Genomic DNA, 21,258 nt, shown 5'->3' with positions numbered 1-21,258 from the left:
CTTTTAATCAAAACATTTTTTAAAAAAAATTTCAATTAAATGTGTGCTCTAATTTTTTCCTTCCTTTTTACAAGCAAACGTTCTAGCGATTCTGCCGAAAGCTCAACCGCCTCTTCAAATGTTTTACACTGTTTTTTTACCAAAAAATCATCACCAGGAACATTAATCTTTATTTCCACCACTTTATTCTCTTTATCACTCGTTCTTTCCACTTTCAAAAAAACATCTGATGAAACCACTCGATCGTAGTATTTCTCTAGCTTACCCATTCTTTCTTGGATAAAATCGACCAATTTTCTGTCGACAGTAAAATTAACTGCATGAACATCTACCTTCATAATAAAAATTTTAGGGTTAACATTTAGAACCACTATTTATTTCTTGGATGTGCATCTTTATACACTTTTTTAAGTTCCGCCAAACTATTGTGAGTATAAACCTGTGTAGATGCCAAACTAGAATGCCCTAGCAATTCTTTAACTGAATTCAAATCTGCCCCATTATTTAATAGGTGAGTTGCAAAAGTATGACGAAGCACATGCGGACTTTTTTTCACCTTTTCTGAGACCCTACTAAAGTATGAATTTATTAAACGATAAACAAAAGATTCGCTCAATTTTAACCCTTTTTTCGAAACAAAAAAATAGTCAGAATCAGGAAGACTTTCCAAACCATCTCTTTCCTCTACATAAGAATCGATTTGATCCGCTATAATTGGAAGAATAGGAATAATGCGTTCTTTATTTCTTTTCCCTAAAACCTTAATTGTATTATTCGATCGATCGACATTCTTAATCATTAAATGAATCAACTCTGCCCTACGCATTCCTGTCACGTAAAACATCTCTACAATGAGCTTATCTCGAATTTCTTCAAAACCAACAGGAACTTCTATTGCAGCAAACAAATCTTTTAATTCTTTTTCTGAAAACGGAATCTGAACCACCTTTGGAGTTTTTAAAGATTTATGTTTCAGCATCGGATTAACTTCTATCTGCTTTGTCTTTAAAAGAAATTTATAAAACGCTTTTAAAGAAGCCATTTTTCTATTAACAGAAACATTTGAAATATCCTGACCCACCAAAAAAACAATCCAACTTCTCACCTGACTATAATTTACCGAATCGATATTTTCCTGATCAAAAGATTCTTTCACAAAAGACTCAAAAGAGACAATATCATTCAGATAAGCGCCAACCGTATGTGTAGAATATTTTTTTTCCAATAAAAGATAATCCAAAAAAGCCTCTTTATTCGTTTTCATAAATCTAAATATTAAGCATAAAAAAAAAAAAACCGTTAGCATCAAAATTAAAACATTTTGACCACTAACGGTAATTATTTTTGAAAAGCTAAATACTAACTTTCTAAACTGTCTTTCAAGCCTTGAATGTAAGCTGCTTTTTGAATTTGAGCTCTTTTGATAACAGATGGTTTAATAAAAGCAGTACGTGCTCTTAATTGACGAACAGTTCCTGTTTTATCAAATTTTCTTTTATAGCGCTTTAATGCTCTATCGATATTTTCTCCGTCTTTAATTGGTATAATTAACATAATATAGACACCTCCTCTCGTTAAGGCTGCAAATGTATATATTAATTATGAATTATGAATGATAAATTTCAAATTATTTTCGAAAACTACCATTTCTGCCGAATGCGTGAGGGATTGCAACGGAAATCCTTTTTGTTTTTTCTTTAAAAACAAAAAGATTACTTCACATTAAATTTATTTTAATTAGAGTTCAGTGAACTTCGTTTGCAGTGAAAAGCCCGACCCAAAAAACAAAAGCCATTACGCGCTTGCTAAATAGCTTTTGTTTTTAGGGGCACGCCCATATATCACTATTTTAATAAATTTCTAGAGATAACAACCTTTTGAATTTCTGTCGTTCCTTCTCCTATAGTACATAATTTAGAATCTCTATAGAATTTTTCTACCGGGAAGTCTTTGGTATAACCGTAACCTCCGTGAATTTGAACGGCATCGTTTGCAATTTTAACACAAGCTTCTGAAGCATACATTTTTGCCATAGCGCCAGATGTTGTTACTGGTTTATGCTGTTGTTTTAAATACGCAGCTTTATGAAGCAATAATTCTGAGGCCTCAATTTCTGTTGCCATATCTGCCAACTTAAAAGAGATTCCTTGAAAATTACTGATTGGCTGTCCGAACTGGTGTCTTTCTTTTGAGTATTTTAATGCGGCTTCATACGCTCCTTTTGCAATTCCTAGAGACAAAGCACCAATAGAGATTCTTCCGCCATCTAGAATTTTCATTGCTTGAACAAAGCCTTCTCCAACTTCCCCTAATCTATTTTCGTCTGGAACTCGGCAATTATCAAAAACCAATTCAGCGGTTTCACTTGCTCTCATTCCTAGTTTATTTTCTTTTTTCCCTGATGAAAAGCCTTTCATTCCTTTTTCAAAAACAAAAGCTGTCATTCCTTTAGAATCACCTTTTTCGCCAGTTCGCACTACCACAACTGCAACATCACCGGAAATAGCATGTGTAATAAAGTTTTTAGCACCATTTACAATCCAATGATCTCCGTCTTTAACGGCCGTAGTATTCATTCCTCCCGCATCTGAACCTGTATTATGCTCTGTTAGCCCCCAAGCACCAATAAATTCGGCTGTCGCTAGTTTCGGAAGCCATCTTTTCTTTTGTTCTTCATTTCCAAAAGTTAGAATATGATTGGTACATAATGAATTGTGTGCCGCAACAGATAATCCTATTGAAGGGTCTACTTTTGAAATCTCTTCGATTACTGTAATATATTCGTGATAACCTAAACCTGAACCTCCGTATTCTTCTGGAACCAAAACTCCCATGAAGCCCATCTCGCCAAGTTGCTTAAACAAAGGAAGTGGAAAAATTTGCGCTTCGTCCCATTCCATTATATTAGGCCTAATATTTTTTTCTGCAAAGTCTTTTATCGACTGCGCAATCATTAGTTGTGTTTCGTTGTAGTCAAAGTTCATGAGTTAGTTTCTTTTAGAACTCCAAATATAAACTAATTATTTTTGCTTTTTCAACAGGAAAATCTTTAATTTTTGCTAAATCCTCAATATTATTAAAATTTCCGTTCATACTTCTATAGGTTACTATTTGTTTGGCCAATCCGTATTTAAAGTATGAAAATTGAGCCAACTCTTTCAATGAGGCTTCGTTTACATTTATTTTCTTCAAATTTGCAGGAACTACGACTTTAAAATATACCTTTAATTCATTTATTACCTCCGGCGAAAGCCCCCAAATTTCTTTCATTTGTTCCATGGAGACAAAGGAACCTAGCATTTCTTTTTGTCTTAGAATTCTAGAAGACAGCCCTTCACCTATTCCATAAATTTTCATCAGAACTTCTTGAGTTGCTTCATTAATATCTAATATTGCTAACTTTTCTTTTTTAGGAAAACTTTTTGTAGCAAAATCACTTTTCTTGGCACTGTAATTATTTTTATTCTGTTTCCAATCCGGAAATTTAAACAAAGGAGAAATTTTATTAAATAGCGAATCTGAAATCCTAGTAACCCTTTGAAATTCTTCGGCCGAGTTTACATATTTATTCTCCTTACGAAATGCCATTAAACGATCTATTTCTTCTACAGACATTCCGAGTTTGTATCCCTTATAATCAGAAATAAAATTAGGATTAAAAAGATTATTTGCAGGTTTTCCATCCTTATCGACCAACTTCTCCTGATCAATTTCTGGCTGTAGAGCAAGCCATTTCTCTTTTTCAGGGCTTTGTTTTCCTGAAATAGTAAAATCGGATAAAAAATAAAACAATTGCAATCCAATCATTATCAAGAAAAGCATAAAAATACCTATTTGTTGCTGTTTTGTAAAAAGAAAATATTGTTTTAAAGCTTTAAAATTCATGATGAAAAGCACTTTTAAAATAAAAAATAAGAAAAACCCTTCAAATTTATCAATAAAATTAGTAAGAAAAGTAGTTTTTAAAAAATTATCGATTATGTTACAAATAGCCAATTAATTTAGTGAATGTCAATACTTAGAGAAACTTTCTTACGAGTATTGTAAAAAAAACAAACATTTTATAACTTAAAACATGATAATTGTTTTTATTTTTTACAAAAAACAATACATTTGGCACTTAATAACAAATAAACCAATAAAATAATATGTCAATTTGGAGAGTTAAACCTATATCAGCCTTTGAGGCCGATATGAAAAAGAGTGATTTAAAGAGAGTCCTAGGAAAATGGAGTCTTACTGCCATTGGTGTTGGTGCCATTATCGGTGGGGGAATTTTTGTACTTACAGGTACTGGGGCTTATTATCATGCAGGTCCAGCATTAGCAATTTCGTTTATCATCGCAGGTATTGCGTGTGTTTTTGCGGCTCTTTGCTATTCTGAATTTGCTTCTATCTTGCCTGTTGAAGGATCTGCTTATGCATATGCTTATGGTACGATTGGAGAAGTTTTTGCCTGGATTATTGGATGGGGGCTAATTCTCGAATATGCTATGGGATCGATGACTGTGGCGGTTTCCTGGTCCGGTTACTTTAACAAATTGCTAAAATTATTTCATATAAAACTTCCTGATTGGCTTACAACAGATCCTGCAAGTTACACTGGAGAAGGTTTCTCTATGAACCTTCCTGCTTTCTTGATCGTTCTTTTAGTTATTTCATTGCTTATTAAAGGAACAAAAAGTGCTGCAAAAGCAAATAATGCTATTGTAATCCTTAAAGTATCTGCCGTTATTTTTGTAATTATTGCTGGTCTTTTCTTTATTAATACAGCAAACTGGAGCCCATTTATTCCTGAGGCAACTCAAATTATTGAAAAGGAAACTACTCACAATGCTTATGGAATTGGAGGTATTATATCTGGAGCTGCTGCAATTTTCTTTGCTTATGTTGGTTTTGATGCCGTTTCTACACAAGCTGGAGAAGCTATCAATCCTAAAAAAGATGTTCCGTTTGCCATCATTGCTTCTTTGCTAATCTGTACTACTTTATATATTCTTGTTTCTTTAGTGTTAACAGGAATGATGAACTACCAAGACTTTAACCCACTAGGAAAATACCCTGAAGCTATTAAAGCTCCAGTTGCTTATGCATTTGATATTGCTGGACAAGGTTGGGCTGGTTTTATTATTACTGTTGCTGCTACTATTGGTTTAGTCTCTGTATTAATGGTAATGATTATGGGACAATCTAGAATTTTCCTTGGAATGTCTAAAGATGGTTTAATTCCACAAGTTTTTTCTAAAGTAAATCCAATTTCTGGAACTCCTAAAACGAACTTAATGATTCTTGGTATTATTATCGCAACTGTTGCTGCTTTTACTCCAATCAACAAACTGGCTGATATGACCAGTTTTGGTACTTTGTTTGCCTTTACTATGGTTTGTATCGCTGTTTGGATTTTAAGAGTAAAACAACCAGGATTAACTAGAACATTCAAAGTTCCTGCTTTACCAGTTATTGCGGTATTAGGAATTGCAATCAACTCTTACTTAATTTTTAATTTAAGTAAAGATGCGCAGTTACTATCTTTTGGATGGCTTATTCTTGGTATCATTGTATACTTTGGATATAGCAAGAAAAGATCGAGACTTAATAATACAGAAGCAGATGTTGAATAATTTTCAATTCTACTCATAACAAAAAAGCTCCAAATTTACATTTGGAGCTTTTTTTATAAATCAAACACTGATGTTCTTTTTGATCGAATTAAATCTTTTAACCTAATCCAGAAAGCAAGGGTTAAATAAACTCCAAATCCTAAACCCGCTGTAACAAAAGAAATATAGATAAAAAATAATCGCACGCTTGTTACACGCATTCCGAGTTTATCTGCTAGTCTTGAAGAAACATGGAAACCATATTTTTCAAAAAAGAATTTAAGTTTTAAAATTGCTGACATTTCTATATTTTAGATTTAAGACTTTAGATTTTAGATTCACAAAATTACAAATTATCTAATTATCACATTTTCTAATTCACTAATTATTTTGAAGCAATTCAATTCCTATTGCACATTTCAAGCAAGCCTTGCGTTCACAATATTCATTTTTAAGTTCTAATAATGTCTGACTTTCAAATGCATTTTTTGTTTTGATACCAAACGAATTAAACTTTTCTATAATCGCATTTTTCTCTGAGGTTACTTCATTCATAAAATCAATTAAATCTTCTGCAATTGATTCGCCCATAATATTTGAATAAGCAAATTGAAGCGGAATAATCGTGTTTACAATCAGAAGATCAATAAATGATTTGGAAAGCATTTTAGATTTCTTTGGGCTTTCTTTATCAAACTGATAATGATTTTGCCAATATGAGCTTGCAGAGACGTTTAGTAATCGATAGACCGCTTCAGCAGATTTTAAATCGATAATTTTCGAAAACAAATTTTGATGTTTATGATATAAACCTGCCAATTGAGAAAGTCTAATTGTGGGAAAATTATCTGGGCGAAGTTTAAAAAACTGAAGTGGTTCTGTGTATGTTTTTTCCAGTTGATATTTATGCAATAAATAGAAATAGCGAAACTTGAGATCTTTATAATAAACATCTTCTTTTTCTGCTTCCAATAAATTTGACGTGCCAAAAAACAGCGCTTCTAAATTTTCGACTTCAAAACTTTCTTTTCTAATTATTGAAAAAGGAATTGCTTTTGAGATTTGCAGAAAGGAATTTCCATTCGTATTTAAACCAAAATTCTTCGCTAAGAGGCAAAATAAGACTGCTTCCCAATCTTGATTGGTTTCTTCTAATAATTGATAAATAAACTTTGACTTTCGCTCTAAGCGTTCAAAAAACAATCGTTCTTGCCAATTTCTAAAAACAAAGCGATCAATTTCTTTTAATTCCCTTTCGCAGGAGATCCAAGTTTTTGGAGCGACCAATGCATTGTAATTCTCGATTGTTCCTTTTGAGACATAATCTTTAAGAACCAAAACAGAAATTTCAGTATTGTTCTCTCTAAAAATAGCGGTATCATTTTCCCAAACTACATGAAGAATAACATTTTTATAAGCAGGATCTTTTTCATGGTTGTGCAAATACCAATCTGACGATTTTAAATGAATCTCAACATTCCCAGCCCATTTTTGATTTCCGATTTCTATATGAGCATTAAAAAAGTCCGGTCCGGAAAGTTCCAGAGAATCACCTGTTTTAAGGATCGTAATTAATTCGCCTTGAGCAGATTTTAAATGTAAGGAATCAAATTTTTTGAATTTCCAAAGATAATGCAGAAAGTCTTCTTTCATTTTAGATTTTATAATGCAATTACAAAATCTAAAAGTAATTAAATTATATTATTATTCTTACAAAATAAAAAATTAATTAACGGAGCATATATAATTTAGCACAAGCTCTCGCATCAGATAGCGCTTCGTGGTGATTGAGCTGAATATTCATTTCGCGACAACAATCACTCAATTTTGTTGGCTTTACACCTTTTGCTTTATAAATCTTAACGGTACATTCCCACTTAGCGGCAATATTCAAATCGTCATAATTTAAGCCGTGAAGCAACATTGTTTTCATTAGAACATTACGGTCAAAGCTTTCATTGTGTGCTACTACAACTCTATTCTTTAATCTCTTTTCAATCTCTGGATAGATTTGAAAGAATGATTTTGCGTTTATCGTATCTCTAGGATAAATTCCGTGCACACGAATCGTAAAAGGATTATATTCGTTATTTGGCGGTTTAATTAAGGTCACATATTCGTCAACGACAATTCCGTTTTCGACAGTTACAATACCTACAGAACACGGATGATATCCTGTTGCCGTTTCAAAATCAATTGCTGTAAAATTCATTTTATATTTTTAAAAGACAAATCCATAAACCGAATTGCTTTACAATAAGATTTATGGATTATTTCTATTTACAAAGGCTTATTTTATTGAGCCAATAATATCATATTTAGTAATAATGTGATGGTGTCCGTTTCCTAAATCTACCAAAACAGCATCATTTTCTTTGCTGAAAAGTTTTGAAACTTCCTCTATTGGCGTTCCTAATTTTACAATTGGGAAAGGTTTACCCATCACCTCTTTAATTGGTTTTTCGGCAACATTTTTATCTTCGACATAACTTCTAAACAAATCTGTTTCATCAACAGAACCAACAAAACCGTTGATGTCTACAACTGGAATTTGAGAGATCTTATATTTACGCATACGTTCAATAGCGTGCGAGACCAATTCTTCTGTACGCACGACGATCAATTCTTTGTCAATATGATCTTTGATAACGTCTTCTGCTTTTGTTACGTTTTCCTCTAAGAATCCGCGCTCACGCATCCAATCATCATTGAACATTTTTCCAACGTAACGGCTTCCAGAATCGTGAAATAATACCACGACAACATCTTCTGGTTTAAAATGTTCTTTCAGTTGTAAAAGACCTTTTATACAAGCTCCCGCAGAGTTTCCAACAAAAATTCCTTCTTCAAGCGCAATCTTTCTAGTATAGACAGCTGCATCTTTATCGGTTACTTTTGTAAAACCATCAATTAGAGAGAAATCAACATTCTTAGGCAAAATATCTTCTCCAATACCTTCTGTTATATACGAGTAAATTTCGTTTTCGTCAAAAATTCCTGTTTCGTGATATTTCTTAAAAACAGAACCATACGTGTCAATTCCCCAAATTTTAATATTTGGATTTTGCTCTTTTAAGTATTTTCCAACTCCAGAAATAGTTCCTCCTGTTCCAACTCCCACAACAAAATGCGTAATTTTTCCGTCTGTCTGTTTCCAGATTTCTGGTCCAGTTTGCTCATAATGTGCCAAAGAATTTGACATATTATCGTACTGATTTACATACCAAGAATTTGGTGTTTCTTCTGCCAAACGCTTTGAAACTGAATAATATGAACGTGGATCTGTAGGCTCAACATCTGTAGGACAAACCACAACTTTTGCTCCGACGGCGCGAAGAATATCCATTTTTTCTTTAGACTGTTTGTCTGAGATTACACAAATTAATTTGTAGCCCTTTACGATTGCTACAAGTGCAAGTCCCATTCCTGTATTTCCAGAAGTTCCCTCAATAATAGTTCCTCCAGGTTTTAGTCGGCCATCTGCCTCTGCATCTTCAATCATTTTTACAGCCATTCTGTCTTTTACAGAATTACCAGGATTAAAGGTTTCGACTTTTGCCAATACTAATGCATCAATTTCAGCAACAATTTTGTTGAGTTTTACCAATGGCGTATTGCCAATTGTTTCTAAAATATTATTTGAAAAGTCCATTTTTATTTAAGTTTTATTAAGTGGTTCTAAATAAAAAAAGGTCTGTTTTTATTGGAAGAAATTCCAAACTAGACCAAAACGCAATACAAAATCGCGATACGGATTGTGAGGTGCAGCATAGTAATTGCTTTGCGAAAATAAAGCATTAAAATGCTCTGCTTTCAAATAAAAACGCGTCTGGCGTATTCTGGCATTTACAAATAAATCGAATGTTGCAAAACCACCCGTTTTTTTCTCCGATTGCACAAAAAATTCTGAAATTACAGGATTATAATCATCTCCATAATATTTCGTCATGTAATTAAACACAATTCCCGTTTGCATAAACAATGCTTTTTTAAAGAAATGATTAGAGTAATAGAACGTATTTCTAGTTACAAAATCAGGTACATTTAAAATTAAATCTGACTGATCTACCTTTTGATATAAAAGCGTATTATCTAGCGCAAAGGGTCCAAATTTAAACTCACGACTTGCTTTTATTTCTAAATAATTGATCGCATTTCCGTATTGAAATGGCTTAACTATTTGCTCAGAATTTGCTATTTGTTCGGCGTTTGCATCATCTGCAAAATACAAATGATCTTTCAGCACGGTATACTGAACCTGCCCTGTAAGCCAAGGAGTTGTGATTTCTGCACTTAACGAATTAATTTTTTCGTTTTTAAAATTGTTTGACCAATTGTATGAAATCCAACTACTTTGATACAAATTATAATTGTTATTTGGCAGTTTATTAATGTTGCGATATCTAAAATCAAATTTAATTTTCTCATTCATATCATAACGCAATTTTGCATCTAAATCTGAAAGTGATTCGTTGGTGATTGATCTTGAGTATAAAAATCTACCATTCCATTTGTTCTTCTGATATTCGTATTGAGCACCGAAATTATTAAACTGCAAATACAAATTGTCTGGAATCGCTTTTCCAGTTGTATCAATAATGATTCTGTTGTATTTATAGTTTGACCTATAATCGTCTATGAAAAAGATGAATTTTCCTAACAGCGAATTTTCATAAGCTGCACCAACTTTATTATAAAGCCTTTCATATTTAGTTTGATCGTTGATATTGTTTGCCGCATAAGATTCTCCAAATCGTTGCACACGGCTAGTTGTTCCGTCATTGGCTGTTATAGTCGAAATTACAGTTGGCTGTTTATATTCGTAATCTTTATATTCATAATTAAATTGATGCGTTATATAAAGATTATTGCTTCCGTCATTTGGATTTACTCTAAAAGCGTGATCAAAAAACAATCTTCTTCCTTTTAAAAAAGATTCTGCATCGGTTAAATAAACCTGTAATCTTTGTCTATTTTTATAATCTTTGTTATCACTTTCAAAATCGGCATCGTTTGTAATACCGCCATTTTCCTCGTTCATAATATCTTGATTCGTAAAATGTGCGTTTATCGCGTAGCGTTTGTCCGTTGTCGCGTAACTAGTTGTTATCCGTAAATTTCCGGCACTAACCAATTGATTATTATAATCTCCCTCAGACCTTAGTCCTTTATAAGCAATAGAAAAATTAAGATTTTTAGATACGTTTAATGTGATAAAAGAGTCTACATTTTGTCCTTTTTTAATCGTAGTATTAAAAAACAGTTCTGTGAAAGGTGTCGCAGCAGAATAATATCTAATTTGATCGGCCTGCATATAAATAGAATGTTTACCGCTGAAACCAATTTCAGGATACGGAGAAAAACTGGTCAAGCTATATTGCAATGTATTTAAAGGCTGACCAATATTAGAAAATTCCTGAAGTCCAAAAAGATCTTTTCTAAGATGGTTTTGTCTGTAAGCACTTTTAATTGTTAGCGATGTATCGGCATAAATGGTATCGTGTTCTAGAGTGATAATTTTATACTGATCTATTGTCGCTATTTTTTGTTTTTTCTTTTTTACGGTATCCGTTATGCTTGAATATTCCGTATTCATATCTAAATTACTTTTAGAAGCAGGTTTTTTTTCTTGAGAAAACAATAAAGTTGGAACAACTAATAGATATAAAAAAATGAATATTCTCATTTGATGGCTTTGTATAAATTTATTTTGACAAAATTTGCTAAGCAAAGGTAAATTATAAAAACAAATAAATAAAAAAACACTTCATTTTATACAATTGCCTTGGCTGACAGTACGAAAACGAATATTTTTGCTAAAAATTTCATCTCATTTGTTATTAAAAACCTAAAAAATGCTCGAAAAAAATTTCTCTGGATTTGTTTTAGAAACAGGAACTGATGAGGCTGGAAGAGGCTGTTTAGCTGGTCCTGTTACAGCAGCGGCTATTATTTTGCCTGAACATTTTGAGAATAAAATTCTAAATGACAGTAAACAGCTTTCTGAAAAAACAAGAGCACAATTAAGACCCATTATAGAAAAAGAAGCTTTATGTTTTGCTGTTACACACTTGTTTCCAGCAGAAATTGATGAAATAAACATTCTAAATGCTTCTATGAAAGGAATGCAGGAATGTATTTTAAAACTAAAACATGTTCCCGAATATATTATTGTTGACGGAAATCGTTCTTTAAATGCGAAACTCGGGCTTAAAAACACATTTGGAAAACAGTTTTCTCAGGATGAAATTACACTCCTAAAATCGATTCCAAATCAAAGCATTATTAAAGGTGACGGAAAATATTTAAGCATTGCTGCCGCGTCTGTTTTGGCAAAAACCTATCGTGATGAATACATGGATCAAATTCACGAAGAATTTCCAATGTATAATTGGAAACAAAATAAGGGGTACCCAACAAAAGAACATCGTGAGGCGATTAAAGAATTCGGAACTACAAAATACCATAGAATGAGTTTTAGGCTTTTGCCAGAGCAATTAGAACTCGATTTATTCTAAAAAAAAACGACCAATTTAGGTCGTTTTTTTATCACTTTTCACTTTTCACTTTTCACTTTTCACTTTTCACTTTTTACTTTTTACTTTTTACTTTTTACTTTTTACTTTTTACTTTTTACTTTTTACTTTTTAAAAATTCAGCAAACGTCTTTGTATCGTAATAAAAAGGTCTGACAGCTGTAATTTTTCCATCTTTTAAATCAAAATGCTCCGAAATTGGAACTGACATGGTCTTGCCTGATTTTTTAGATTTACAATTTATGGTAAAATATATGATGACCTCATTTTTAGATGCATCACTAAAATAGACAGGTTCTTTTTCTATTTGCAAATCAAAAAACTCTTTTGATTTTGTAAACATTTTAGTCCACTCGCCAAGGCCAATATAAGTACCTCCATAAGGCAAACCGCTAGCTTGGCTGTAAACGGCTCCATCTGCAATTACAGTCCCTAAAGCATCAAAATCTCTTGTTTTAAAAAGGCTTTCGTAATATTTCGACACAACTTTCAGATTATCAATCTCTAGGTTTTTCAAAACATCAGCTTCAGACAGAGTCGCTCCTTTATCCCAAAATCCAATAATTTTACTGACCTGTCCTTTACCATTTAAACGCGCAAAATCGCGCCCAGCCATTATCAGGTTATTTTTAGAATCAAGAACTTTCCATTCCCAAGTTACATAATTGTCTTTCACAATCTTTGCTCCAGAGGTTAAAACTGCATCTGGATTTTTCTTGTAAAATTCATTGATAACATTATTAAAAGCGCTAATTCCTTTTATAGAAGCCGATGGATCTTCAAAAGTACTATCTTCTAACCAGATCGATTTAATCATCTTTAATCTGGTATCACTATTTTTTTCCTGCCACACTTTTTCGTACACTGCAACTGGATATAATTTATCTTTCTTTTGGGCAAAAAGACCGTTTAGCACAAAAAGGAAACAAAATAAGTAGATTTTTCTCATAAGCCATCGGGAATTAAAATTTTAATACTAAGTACTCAAATTTAGCATAAATACCTAAGAGAACGACCTTTATTCTATAAATTATCATCCTTTCAAAATCTTAACTATCAAAGAACGGTTTTTTCATTTTTCGAATATTTTTTCAGAAAAAAGCCTTTTTATGCGTAAAATATATTGTCCCTACTAATTCGAAACGTTCACTATTTTAAAGGCTATTAATTTTTTTTAAAGCAAAAGAAGGCGCTATTCTATAAAGCAAATAAAGCAGTTTTACTTTTGCAATTCTTATTTCGGTTTTATTTTTAGAAATCGCTTCTAACATCTCTGAGATTGCTTTTTCTGCTGTTATAGCAATTTTAGGCGGATTTCCTTCATGCCAAGGCGTATCAACTGCAAGAAATAGTACTTCTATAATCTTAATTTTCTCTTCTTTTAGTTGACTTCTTAAAACTTGAGTAAAAAAATGCAACGCTACCTTTGAAGCATTGTAAAAAGGGTAAATCACGCGAGGAACATAAACTAATCCTGTAGTAATATTTACAATTCGTGAATTCTGATTTTGAATCAAAAGCGGATACAACAATTTTATCAAATGTATTGGAGCATGGAAATTGATTAAGAATTCTTGGGTCATCTTTTCGAGAGAAGAAAGATCGTTAACAAAATCAATTTTATTTGCAATTGCGGCATTGTTAACCAAAACATTCAAGTCGGCATGATTAATTCGAAGCCATTCTGCAAAACCTTCGCATTCAGACTCCTGCGATATATCACATTTGTAGATAATTAACTCTGGCAATTCTTTTTTTGCGTTTTGAAGTTTCTCCAAGGAACGGGAACAGGTTATTATTTTATTTCCCTTTTTTATTAATTGTCGGCACATTTCTAAGCCTAGACCAGAACTTCCGCCAGTAATCACGATCGTACTATTTAAGATTTCCATACTTTCATTTTTAAAATTTAGAAATCAAAAATAATTTTTACCACAATAGATCGCATTGACCTATGTTAACTCCTGCTTTTTCTTTTGAGTCTGCTGAATGATTCTGGTTGAATGCCTAAATAAGAAGCTATTATTTGCTGTGAAACACGTTTTTCAATAGTGGGAAAGTCGTCAATAAAAATCTCGTATCTTTTTTCTGCATCCAGCAGCAACAATTCTCTTTCCCTTTTTTCTTTTATGGAAAATGCTTTTTCAAGAATTTGAACTAAAAAGGCGTTCCAAAAAGGATTTCTTTCCTTTAAATCAATCCAATCTTTATAGTCAATTTCCAAAATTTCAGCATCTTCTAAAGCTTCTATTGAAAAGTACGATGGCATATTAAAAATCATAGCCGAATAAGAACTTATAAAATTCCCTTCGGCTATAATATTTTTTGTGAATTCATTTCCATTTTCATGCGTATAAACATATCGGAACAAACCTTTTGTGACAAAAGCCATTTTACGTGGTACTTGTCCTTCACAAATAAAACAATTTGATTTAGCTATTTTGTTATATTTAGAAATAGCCACTAATTCTTCTAATTCCTTGTCTGGAAAACTTAAATATCTTAAAAATGAATTTTTATTGTCATTTTCCATACTCGAATTATTTTGACTTTTTAGACAAATTCTGCTTCAAAAAGTGCTGTAAAATGTTTGATAATTTTGGCTTTTACTTCTTCTTCGTTTACTTTTTCTACGCCAAGTTCTACGTTTAAAGAAGTAACACCTTTTCCGCGAATGCCGCACGGAATTATATTATCAAAATATCCTAAATCGACATTTACATTTAAAGCAAATCCGTGCATGGTTACCCATCTTGAAGCACGAACACCCATTGCGCAAATTTTGCGCGCAAATGGAGTTCCTACACCCAACCAAACTCCAGTTTCTCCGTCGCTTCTTCCTGATTCTAAACCGTATTCTGCTAACGTTAAAATGATTGATTCTTCTAACAAACGCAGGTATTTATGAATATCAGTAAAGAAATTTTCTAAATCAAGTATTGGATAGCCCACAATTTGTCCAGGTCCATGATACGTAATATCTCCTCCGCGATTAATTTTATAAAAAGTGGCTCCTTTTGCTTCGAGCTGTTTTTCGTTCAATAATAAGTTTTCAAGATCACCGCTTTTTCCTAAAGTATAAACATGCGGATGCTCAACAAACAATAAGTAATTTGGTGTTGGCAGCTCTAGTTCTTCTCTTCTGTTCTTGATTTTTAAGTCAACTATATCTTTAAAGATTTCTTCTTGATATTCCCAAGTCGATTTATAATCTTTTTTGCCCAGATCCTGAAGTTGGATTTTTTTGTTCATTTTAATTATTTTTCAAACTCAACATCAAAGTTAAGTTTGTCAGGATTCTCCATATAATCCGTAAAAGAGTATTGAATTGTAATTGATTTACGATCGTCGCTAAACAAGGCACTTGGATTAGAAACTTTCTTAATCTTTTTTGGAAAGTGATAATTTACAATATAACTGGATGAAGCAAACATCATTTTTGACATATCTGGAGCAGAATCTTTGGCTTTTGCTGCTTTTTTCTGCTGATCGATTATCGCTTTTCTTGTAAATTTCTTTCCGTCATACGTATAACTTAATTTACTGCCGTTATCTCCAAAACCATTTCCAAGTGGATTCGCATTTGCGCCCCCTTCTAATTTTTGAAGTGTTCCTAATGTTTGTAGAATATCCTGAAGTTCGTTTACGTTTTTAAAATCGGTTCCCATATTCATTAAAAACTGCTTTTTCTCCGAACTCATTTTAGTAGACACTACAAAATTTTCCAGTTTTTTTAGCTCCTTTTGCGTTTCTGGCGATAACTTAGCAATACTATCTTTTTTCTCTTCAAATAACTGTTTGAAAGTAAAAGTAGTATCAATGTCTTTTTTTGTCTCTCCCATTTGACCTGCAATTTGATCGCCTGCCATTTCCATTAAGGCAGAACCATCCATATCTACAGAAAATTTTCCTGTTCCATTTTCATTAATTGTAATATTTTCAGTGAAAGTACAGCTGGTTAAAGTCGCTATTAAGAAAGAAAAACTAAGTAGTTGGTATAATTTCATCGCAGTTTATTTTTATCAAAGATACGAAGACTATTTTTAAAAATACATTTTATTGAAAACCCTAAATTATTGTTCGAACTCTACTTTAAATCCAAAATCTACATTGCTTTCTTGCATATTGTCTAGAGGAACTTCAACTGTAAAGCTTTTTCTGTCTGGAGTTACTACCGCATTTTTAAGCGACACGGTTTTGATTTTTTTAGGAAAATGATATTCAGCGATATATTTGCACTCCTTCAACATTTCTTCCATTTTTTTTGAGAAAGGATCGTCGCTTTTTTCTTTTTTCGATTCTTTTTTCTTTTTAACTTTTGTGTCCTCTTTAGATGGCGTTACGTTCTTAATAAAAACTTTACCATCATAAAAAATAGTTGACGTTGCTTTTTCTTCTGGTTTTGGCACTGCACTTAAAACTCCTAAATTCTTTTTGTCTGTAGCCGCCAAAGCTTCTAAACTTTCAGCAGGCGTTGCTATCGATTTAAAATCTTCTCCCGGAGGGAAATCGATCGCCATACTATATTCGAATTGCTTTTTCTCTTCGTTAATTTTCATGCTGATTTTAAAATTCTCTAGAATTTTAAGTTTATCTTTTTCACTCTCCAACATCGCCAATTTTTCTTTGTCTGCATTAGGCAATTTAGAGATGCTGTCTTTTATTTTAGCTAATACTTCTTTAAAGGTAAAAGTGGTGTCTATTACTTTACTGACTTTTGTAGAATCTGATTTTTTCATTCCCAGTTTAAACATGGGCGACATGTCAAATCCGTACGAGAAAGTTCCAGATCCATCTTCATTCATAATCATTTTTTCTTTAAGAATACAGCTTGAAAGACATAACATTATAAAAAAGCAAAGTAGTGTTTTTTTCATAAAAATAGATTTAGGTTATATAGGCGAAGATACTTTCTTTTCTGAATTATTTCGGTTTTATTTTAAAACAACAATTTTGATGCTCTTTTGAAAATCCTGTAATTGAAATTCTAATAATAAACATTTTAATTTATCGTTTTCAGAGTCTTTTTTGGCTATTGCACTCCAACTAAAAACTCTTATGAAAACCAAAACTTCTACACTAGCCCCGATAGAAGCGGTATCCTTTTTCTTGCTTCTTTAGCAAGAAAAAGATAAAGCGGATAGCGGGACAAAACGTTCTTGAAAAAACCTTTTTTCTGCTCCTAATAAAAAACATTACTCTTTTCTAAAACTTTAGACTCTATCACTTTGCAACTTTGCGACTTAAAAACTATCTTTGCGCACGAAAAAAAATAGCACAAAATGGCATTATCAGAACAAGAAATCATCAGAAGAGAAAAACTTCAAAACTTACGCAACTTAGGAATCAATCCTTATCCGGCTAATCTTTTTCCTGTAAATCATACTTCGAAGCAGATAAAGGAAACTTTCGAGGAAGGTAAGAAGGTTATTGTTGCTGGACGTTTGATGAGTGTTCGCGATCAGGGTAAAGCTTGTTTTGCTGAATTACAAGACAGCGAAGGACGTATTCAATTGTACGTAAATCGCGATGTTTTGTGCGAAGGTGACGATAAAACTTTGTACAATACTGTTTTCAAAAAATTAACCGATTTAGGTGATTTTGTGGGTATCGAAGGAGAATTGTTTACTACGCAGGTAGGCGCACAATGCGTTCGTGTAACCGGTCTTACTTTCTTGAGTAAAACGTTACGTCCGCTTCCTTTACCAAGAGTTGATACTGACGGAAATGTTCACGATGCTTTTAAAGATGCTGAATTACGTTACAGAATGCGTTATGTAGATTTAACTGTAAACCCTCAGGTTAAAGAAACTTTTATTAAACGTACTAAGTTATTTACTGCAATGCGTGGTTATTTTAACGATGCAGGATATTTGGAAGTCGATACTCCAGTTTTACAGTCAATTCCTGGTGGAGCTTCTGCACGTCCGTTTATTACGCACCACAACTCACTTGATATTCCGCTTTACATGCGTATTGCGAATGAGTTATACTTAAAAAGATTAATTGTTGGTGGATTTGAAGGTGTTTATGAGTTCTCTAGAAACTTCCGTAACGAAGGTATGGACAGAACGCATAATCCTGAGTTTACTGCAATGGAAATATATGTAGCTTACAAAGACTACAACTGGATGATGGAATTTGCTGAAGGCTTATTAGAACATTGTGCAATTGCTGTAAATGGAACTAGTGAAGTTACTTTTGGCGAGCATACAATCAACTTTAAAGCGCCTTACGCTCGTGTTACAATGACAGATTCTATCAAACATTTTACTGGCTTTGATATCTCTGGTAAAACAGAACAAGAATTGTTTGAAGCAGCACGCGGAATGGGAATCGAGGTTGACGAAACAATGGGTAAAGGAAAATTGATTGATGAGATTTTTGGAGCTAAATGTGAAGGAAATTATATTCAGCCAACTTTCATTACAGATTATCCAAAAGAAATGTCGCCGCTTTGTAAAGAGCACCGTGATAATCCAGATTTAACGGAGCGTTTTGAATTAATGGTTTGCGGAAAAGAAATCGCAAATGCTTATTCTGAATTAAATGATCCAATTGACCAAAGAGAGCGTTTTGAAGAGCAAATGCGTTTGGCAGCAAAAGGTGATGATGAAGCAAACGGAATTATCGACGAAGATTTCTTAAGAGCGCTTGAGTACGGTATGCCTCCTACTTCTGGAATGGGAATTGGAATGGATCGTTTGATTATGTATTTGACTAACAACGCTTCTATTCAAGAAGTTTTATTGTTCCCACAAATGCGTCCTGAGAAAAAACAAACCGTTGAATTATCTGATGAAGAGAAATTTATCGTTGATTTATTAAAAGGAAACGAAAATAGAATGGATTTAGGCCAGCTTAAAATTACAGCTAATTTGAGCGGTAAAAAATGGGATGCTTCTATGAAAAACTTATCTAAACACGGTTTGACTAAAGTTGTTGTTGATGGTGAGTTTAAATTTGTGGAGTTGGTGGGGTAAATTTAAAATTCCAAATTCCAATTGGACTTATAATATTTCAAACCCGACAGGCTTTAAAAACCTGTCGGGTTTTTTATTTATATTTTATACACCAATGTAAACCAGACTGAAGTCCGGGCCTACAATATAAATTGAGCTAAAGCTCTTTTTCAGTTCCGAAGGAACAAAGCATATTGTAGAGCCGGACTTCAATCCGGTTTAATTTAGATTTGCATTTACATTATAGTCTAAAACGAATATTTCTCCAATTTCTTCCCTTGAATATCCAAAACAGGAGTAGTGTCTTTTGGAATTTCTCCCTTCCATTTTTCTTCGATAGTTGGATTTGACGGATATTTTCCGTTTTTCATTTTTATAAAATGGACTAAGCCACCGCTTTTCATCAAAAGATCATAAAACTTTCCTGTTGAAGAAGTTGTCACATAAATTGGAAAATCGGTAACAGAAAAATAATTAATTACACTGCCGTCGTTATTTAAAATATATCCCGAACAGCCTCCGCTTCCGCAGAAATACGAATTGGAAAAGCCAACGAAATATTCGTCTTTCTTATCGTTATTTAAATCGAAAGCTTCGTAATAAAAGAATCTTTGCTCCGGAGTCATTACAGGTAAATCTTTCTTTAACAAGACCTGTAATTGTTTTCGAATTACTTCAACCGCTTTATTTTCTTTTTCAGAAACGTCACTTAAGTCTGCCGTACCTCCAAGTGTTTTAGATAATGTATCTTGAACAACAGTCTTAACAATATTCTTTGAATTGTCTTTGTTTTGGCAGGAAGACAAAACCAGAATTCCGATTAGAATTACAATTTTCTTTTTCATGATCAGATTTTTAAATTCTTTTTTTTTCAAACCAGCAGCGCAGCCTTATTTTCAATATCATGCTGCATCAATAGTGATTTTATATTATTAAACGTAACCAATGCAATTTGCGTTAAAGCTTCGTTGGTAAAAAAGGCCTGATGCGCCGTTACCAAAACATTCGGAAAACTCATTAAACGCTGAATGGCGTCGTCTTGAATAATGTCTGCTGAAAGATCTCTAAAGAACAATTTTTCTTCTTGTTCGTAAACGTCAATTCCTAAATAGCCAATTTTACCTTCCTTCAATCCTTCAATAACCGATGCCGTTTCTATTAATCCGCCGCGGCTTGTATTGATAATCATAACACTATCTTTCATAAAAGTCAGCGACGTTTTATTGATAACATGTTTTGTTTGATCGTTTAATGGACAATGCAATGAAATAATATCACTTGATTTGAAAATCTCTTCTAAACCAACAAAAGAAACCCCATCATTTTTCATTTCTTCACTTTCCACAATATCATACGCTAAAACTTTACAGCCAAAGCCTAATACAATTTTAGAAAATGCTTTTCCGATATTTCCTGTTCCAATAATTCCGACTGTTTTTCCGAATAAATCAAAACCTAATAAACCGTTAAGAGAGAAATTCTGTTCACGAACTCTATTATACGCTTTATGTGTTTTTCTGTTTAAAGTCAAAATCATTGCCATGGCATGTTCCGCAACTGCTTGCGGAGAATAGGCTGGAACACGACAAACATTGATATTATGTTTTCTAGCGGCTTCCAAATCTACATTGTTAAATCCAGCGCAACGTAGCGCAAGTATTTTTACTTTTTTTTCAGCTAATTGGTTTATAACCGTTTCGTTTACAATGTCATTTACAAACACACAGACAATTTCACAATTTTCAATTAAAGCAACTGTTTGCGGATTAAGCTGCGTTTCGAAAAAATCCAATTGAAAACCAAACTCTTCATTGTATTTATTGAAGAACGTTTTATCATAGGGCTGGGTCGAAAAAAATGCAATTTTGTTTGCACCAAAATTTGTGCTCATAATAATTATTATTTATGTTTTATTATTTTTAAAATTCCCTTTTGGGAGATAATATAGCCATCCAAAACCAATTAAAAATAAAATAAGCGAACCTATAAATGCTGGAATTAAAATCTCTTTATTGTTGTCTAATGCATTATTTAGTGCAGCATATAATAACCAAATCTGGATGCTTACATTTAAGATTAAAACAAATATTAAAGTAGAAAGAATAACATTCAACTTATTAGGATTTGCCTGATTTTGGCTTTTTCTAAATGTACTCATAA

At 32.7% G+C, this 21,258-nt stretch carries 22 protein-coding genes; 3 read left to right on the top strand and 19 right to left on the bottom strand.

Translation table 11 applies throughout. The features are described from left to right. Positions 1-35: 35 nt before the first annotated feature. The 5 genes from hpf to ABTV69_RS09790 all read right to left on the bottom strand — a co-directional run bounded on the left by hpf (position 36) and on the right by ABTV69_RS09790 (position 3,885). Positions 36-338: a ribosome hibernation-promoting factor, HPF/YfiA family gene (hpf, locus tag ABTV69_RS09810; protein WP_008466930.1), complete on the bottom strand. Its 303-nt coding sequence runs from the start codon at positions 336-338 to the stop codon at positions 36-38. Between the two features lie 32 nt (positions 339-370). Next, a complete protein-coding gene (locus ABTV69_RS09805; protein ID WP_433835878.1) occupies positions 371-1,264 on the bottom strand; it encodes a tyrosine-type recombinase/integrase in 894 nt (297 codons plus the stop codon). 95 nt (positions 1,265-1,359) lie between these two features. Then, positions 1,360-1,554, bottom strand: a complete 195-nt coding sequence (rpsU, locus tag ABTV69_RS09800) for a 30S ribosomal protein S21 (protein WP_026730435.1) — start codon at positions 1,552-1,554, stop codon at positions 1,360-1,362. 290 nt (positions 1,555-1,844) lie between these two features. After that, a complete protein-coding gene (locus ABTV69_RS09795; RefSeq protein WP_433835876.1) occupies positions 1,845-2,984 on the bottom strand; it encodes an acyl-CoA dehydrogenase family protein in 1,140 nt (379 codons plus the stop codon). A gap of 13 nt (positions 2,985-2,997) precedes the next feature. Continuing rightward, positions 2,998-3,885, bottom strand: coding sequence for a ComEA family DNA-binding protein (locus tag ABTV69_RS09790; protein WP_433835874.1), 888 nt, complete (start codon positions 3,883-3,885; stop codon positions 2,998-3,000). 263 nt (positions 3,886-4,148) lie between these two features. Here ABTV69_RS09790 and ABTV69_RS09785 point away from each other — a divergent pair, with 263 nt between their 5' ends. Then, complete coding sequence (locus ABTV69_RS09785) at positions 4,149-5,621, top strand: APC family permease (protein ID WP_433835872.1); 1,473 nt, start codon at positions 4,149-4,151, stop codon at positions 5,619-5,621. 53 nt (positions 5,622-5,674) lie between these two features. Here ABTV69_RS09785 and ABTV69_RS09780 read toward each other — a convergent pair whose 3' ends face one another. From ABTV69_RS09780 to ABTV69_RS09760, 5 genes are all read right to left on the bottom strand, one after another. Next, a complete protein-coding gene (locus ABTV69_RS09780; protein ID WP_008466940.1) occupies positions 5,675-5,902 on the bottom strand; it encodes a PspC family transcriptional regulator in 228 nt (75 codons plus the stop codon). A gap of 79 nt (positions 5,903-5,981) precedes the next feature. Further along, complete coding sequence (locus ABTV69_RS09775) at positions 5,982-7,253, bottom strand: DUF2851 family protein (RefSeq protein ID WP_433835870.1); 1,272 nt, start codon at positions 7,251-7,253, stop codon at positions 5,982-5,984. 76 nt (positions 7,254-7,329) lie between these two features. Beyond that, positions 7,330-7,812 carry a 3'-5' exonuclease gene (locus tag ABTV69_RS09770; protein WP_433835868.1) on the bottom strand — a complete coding sequence of 161 codons (483 nt, stop codon included), beginning with the start codon at positions 7,810-7,812 and terminating at the stop codon, positions 7,330-7,332. Positions 7,813-7,890: 78 nt separating this feature from the next. Next, entirely contained in the window at positions 7,891-9,252 is a 1,362-nt protein-coding gene (locus ABTV69_RS09765) for a pyridoxal-phosphate dependent enzyme (protein WP_433835866.1), read from the bottom strand. A gap of 48 nt (positions 9,253-9,300) precedes the next feature. Continuing rightward, positions 9,301-11,286 carry a putative porin gene (locus ABTV69_RS09760; protein ID WP_433835864.1) on the bottom strand — a complete coding sequence of 662 codons (1,986 nt, stop codon included), beginning with the start codon at positions 11,284-11,286 and terminating at the stop codon, positions 9,301-9,303. Between the two features lie 169 nt (positions 11,287-11,455). Here ABTV69_RS09760 and ABTV69_RS09755 point away from each other — a divergent pair, with 169 nt between their 5' ends. Beyond that, complete coding sequence (locus ABTV69_RS09755; protein WP_433835862.1) at positions 11,456-12,118, top strand: ribonuclease HII; 663 nt, start codon at positions 11,456-11,458, stop codon at positions 12,116-12,118. Between the two features lie 115 nt (positions 12,119-12,233). Here ABTV69_RS09755 and ABTV69_RS09750 read toward each other — a convergent pair whose 3' ends face one another. From ABTV69_RS09750 to ABTV69_RS09725, 6 genes are all read right to left on the bottom strand, one after another. Next, positions 12,234-13,085, bottom strand: a complete 852-nt coding sequence (locus ABTV69_RS09750) for a nuclear transport factor 2 family protein (protein ID WP_433835860.1) — start codon at positions 13,083-13,085, stop codon at positions 12,234-12,236. Between the two features lie 205 nt (positions 13,086-13,290). Then, the gene (locus ABTV69_RS09745; RefSeq protein WP_433835858.1) at positions 13,291-14,028 is read right to left on the bottom strand and encodes an SDR family oxidoreductase; all 738 of its coding nucleotides are present in this window, start codon (positions 14,026-14,028) and stop codon (positions 13,291-13,293) included. Positions 14,029-14,093: 65 nt separating this feature from the next. After that, on the bottom strand, positions 14,094-14,669 hold the full coding sequence (locus tag ABTV69_RS09740; protein ID WP_433835856.1) for a Crp/Fnr family transcriptional regulator: 576 nt from the start codon (positions 14,667-14,669) through the stop codon (positions 14,094-14,096). A gap of 20 nt (positions 14,670-14,689) precedes the next feature. Then, complete coding sequence (lipB, locus tag ABTV69_RS09735) at positions 14,690-15,388, bottom strand: lipoyl(octanoyl) transferase LipB (RefSeq protein WP_433835854.1); 699 nt, start codon at positions 15,386-15,388, stop codon at positions 14,690-14,692. 5 nt (positions 15,389-15,393) lie between these two features. Next, the gene (locus tag ABTV69_RS09730) at positions 15,394-16,143 is read right to left on the bottom strand and encodes a hypothetical protein (protein WP_433835852.1); all 750 of its coding nucleotides are present in this window, start codon (positions 16,141-16,143) and stop codon (positions 15,394-15,396) included. 66 nt (positions 16,144-16,209) lie between these two features. Further along, positions 16,210-17,013 carry a hypothetical protein gene (locus ABTV69_RS09725; RefSeq protein ID WP_433835850.1) on the bottom strand — a complete coding sequence of 268 codons (804 nt, stop codon included), beginning with the start codon at positions 17,011-17,013 and terminating at the stop codon, positions 16,210-16,212. Positions 17,014-17,418: 405 nt separating this feature from the next. Here ABTV69_RS09725 and lysS point away from each other — a divergent pair, with 405 nt between their 5' ends. Continuing rightward, entirely contained in the window at positions 17,419-19,119 is a 1,701-nt protein-coding gene (lysS, locus tag ABTV69_RS09720) for a lysine--tRNA ligase (RefSeq protein ID WP_433835848.1), read from the top strand. A gap of 227 nt (positions 19,120-19,346) precedes the next feature. Here lysS and ABTV69_RS09715 read toward each other — a convergent pair whose 3' ends face one another. From ABTV69_RS09715 to ABTV69_RS09705, 3 genes are read right to left on the bottom strand one after another with little or no spacing between them, the layout of a single operon-like run. Continuing rightward, entirely contained in the window at positions 19,347-19,943 is a 597-nt protein-coding gene (locus ABTV69_RS09715) for a hypothetical protein (protein WP_433835846.1), read from the bottom strand. A gap of 26 nt (positions 19,944-19,969) precedes the next feature. Beyond that, positions 19,970-20,989, bottom strand: coding sequence for a 2-hydroxyacid dehydrogenase (locus tag ABTV69_RS09710; protein ID WP_433835844.1), 1,020 nt, complete (start codon positions 20,987-20,989; stop codon positions 19,970-19,972). A 12-nt stretch (positions 20,990-21,001) separates the two neighbouring features. Then, positions 21,002-21,256: a DUF6755 family protein gene (locus ABTV69_RS09705; protein WP_248729610.1), complete on the bottom strand. Its 255-nt coding sequence runs from the start codon at positions 21,254-21,256 to the stop codon at positions 21,002-21,004. Positions 21,257-21,258 lie beyond the last annotated feature (2 nt).

Source organism: Flavobacterium anhuiense (assembly GCF_050990855.1).
Classification (GTDB): Bacteria; Bacteroidota; Bacteroidia; order Flavobacteriales; family Flavobacteriaceae; genus Flavobacterium; species Flavobacterium anhuiense_C.
This window is presented reverse-complemented; position numbering and strand designations above follow the sequence as displayed.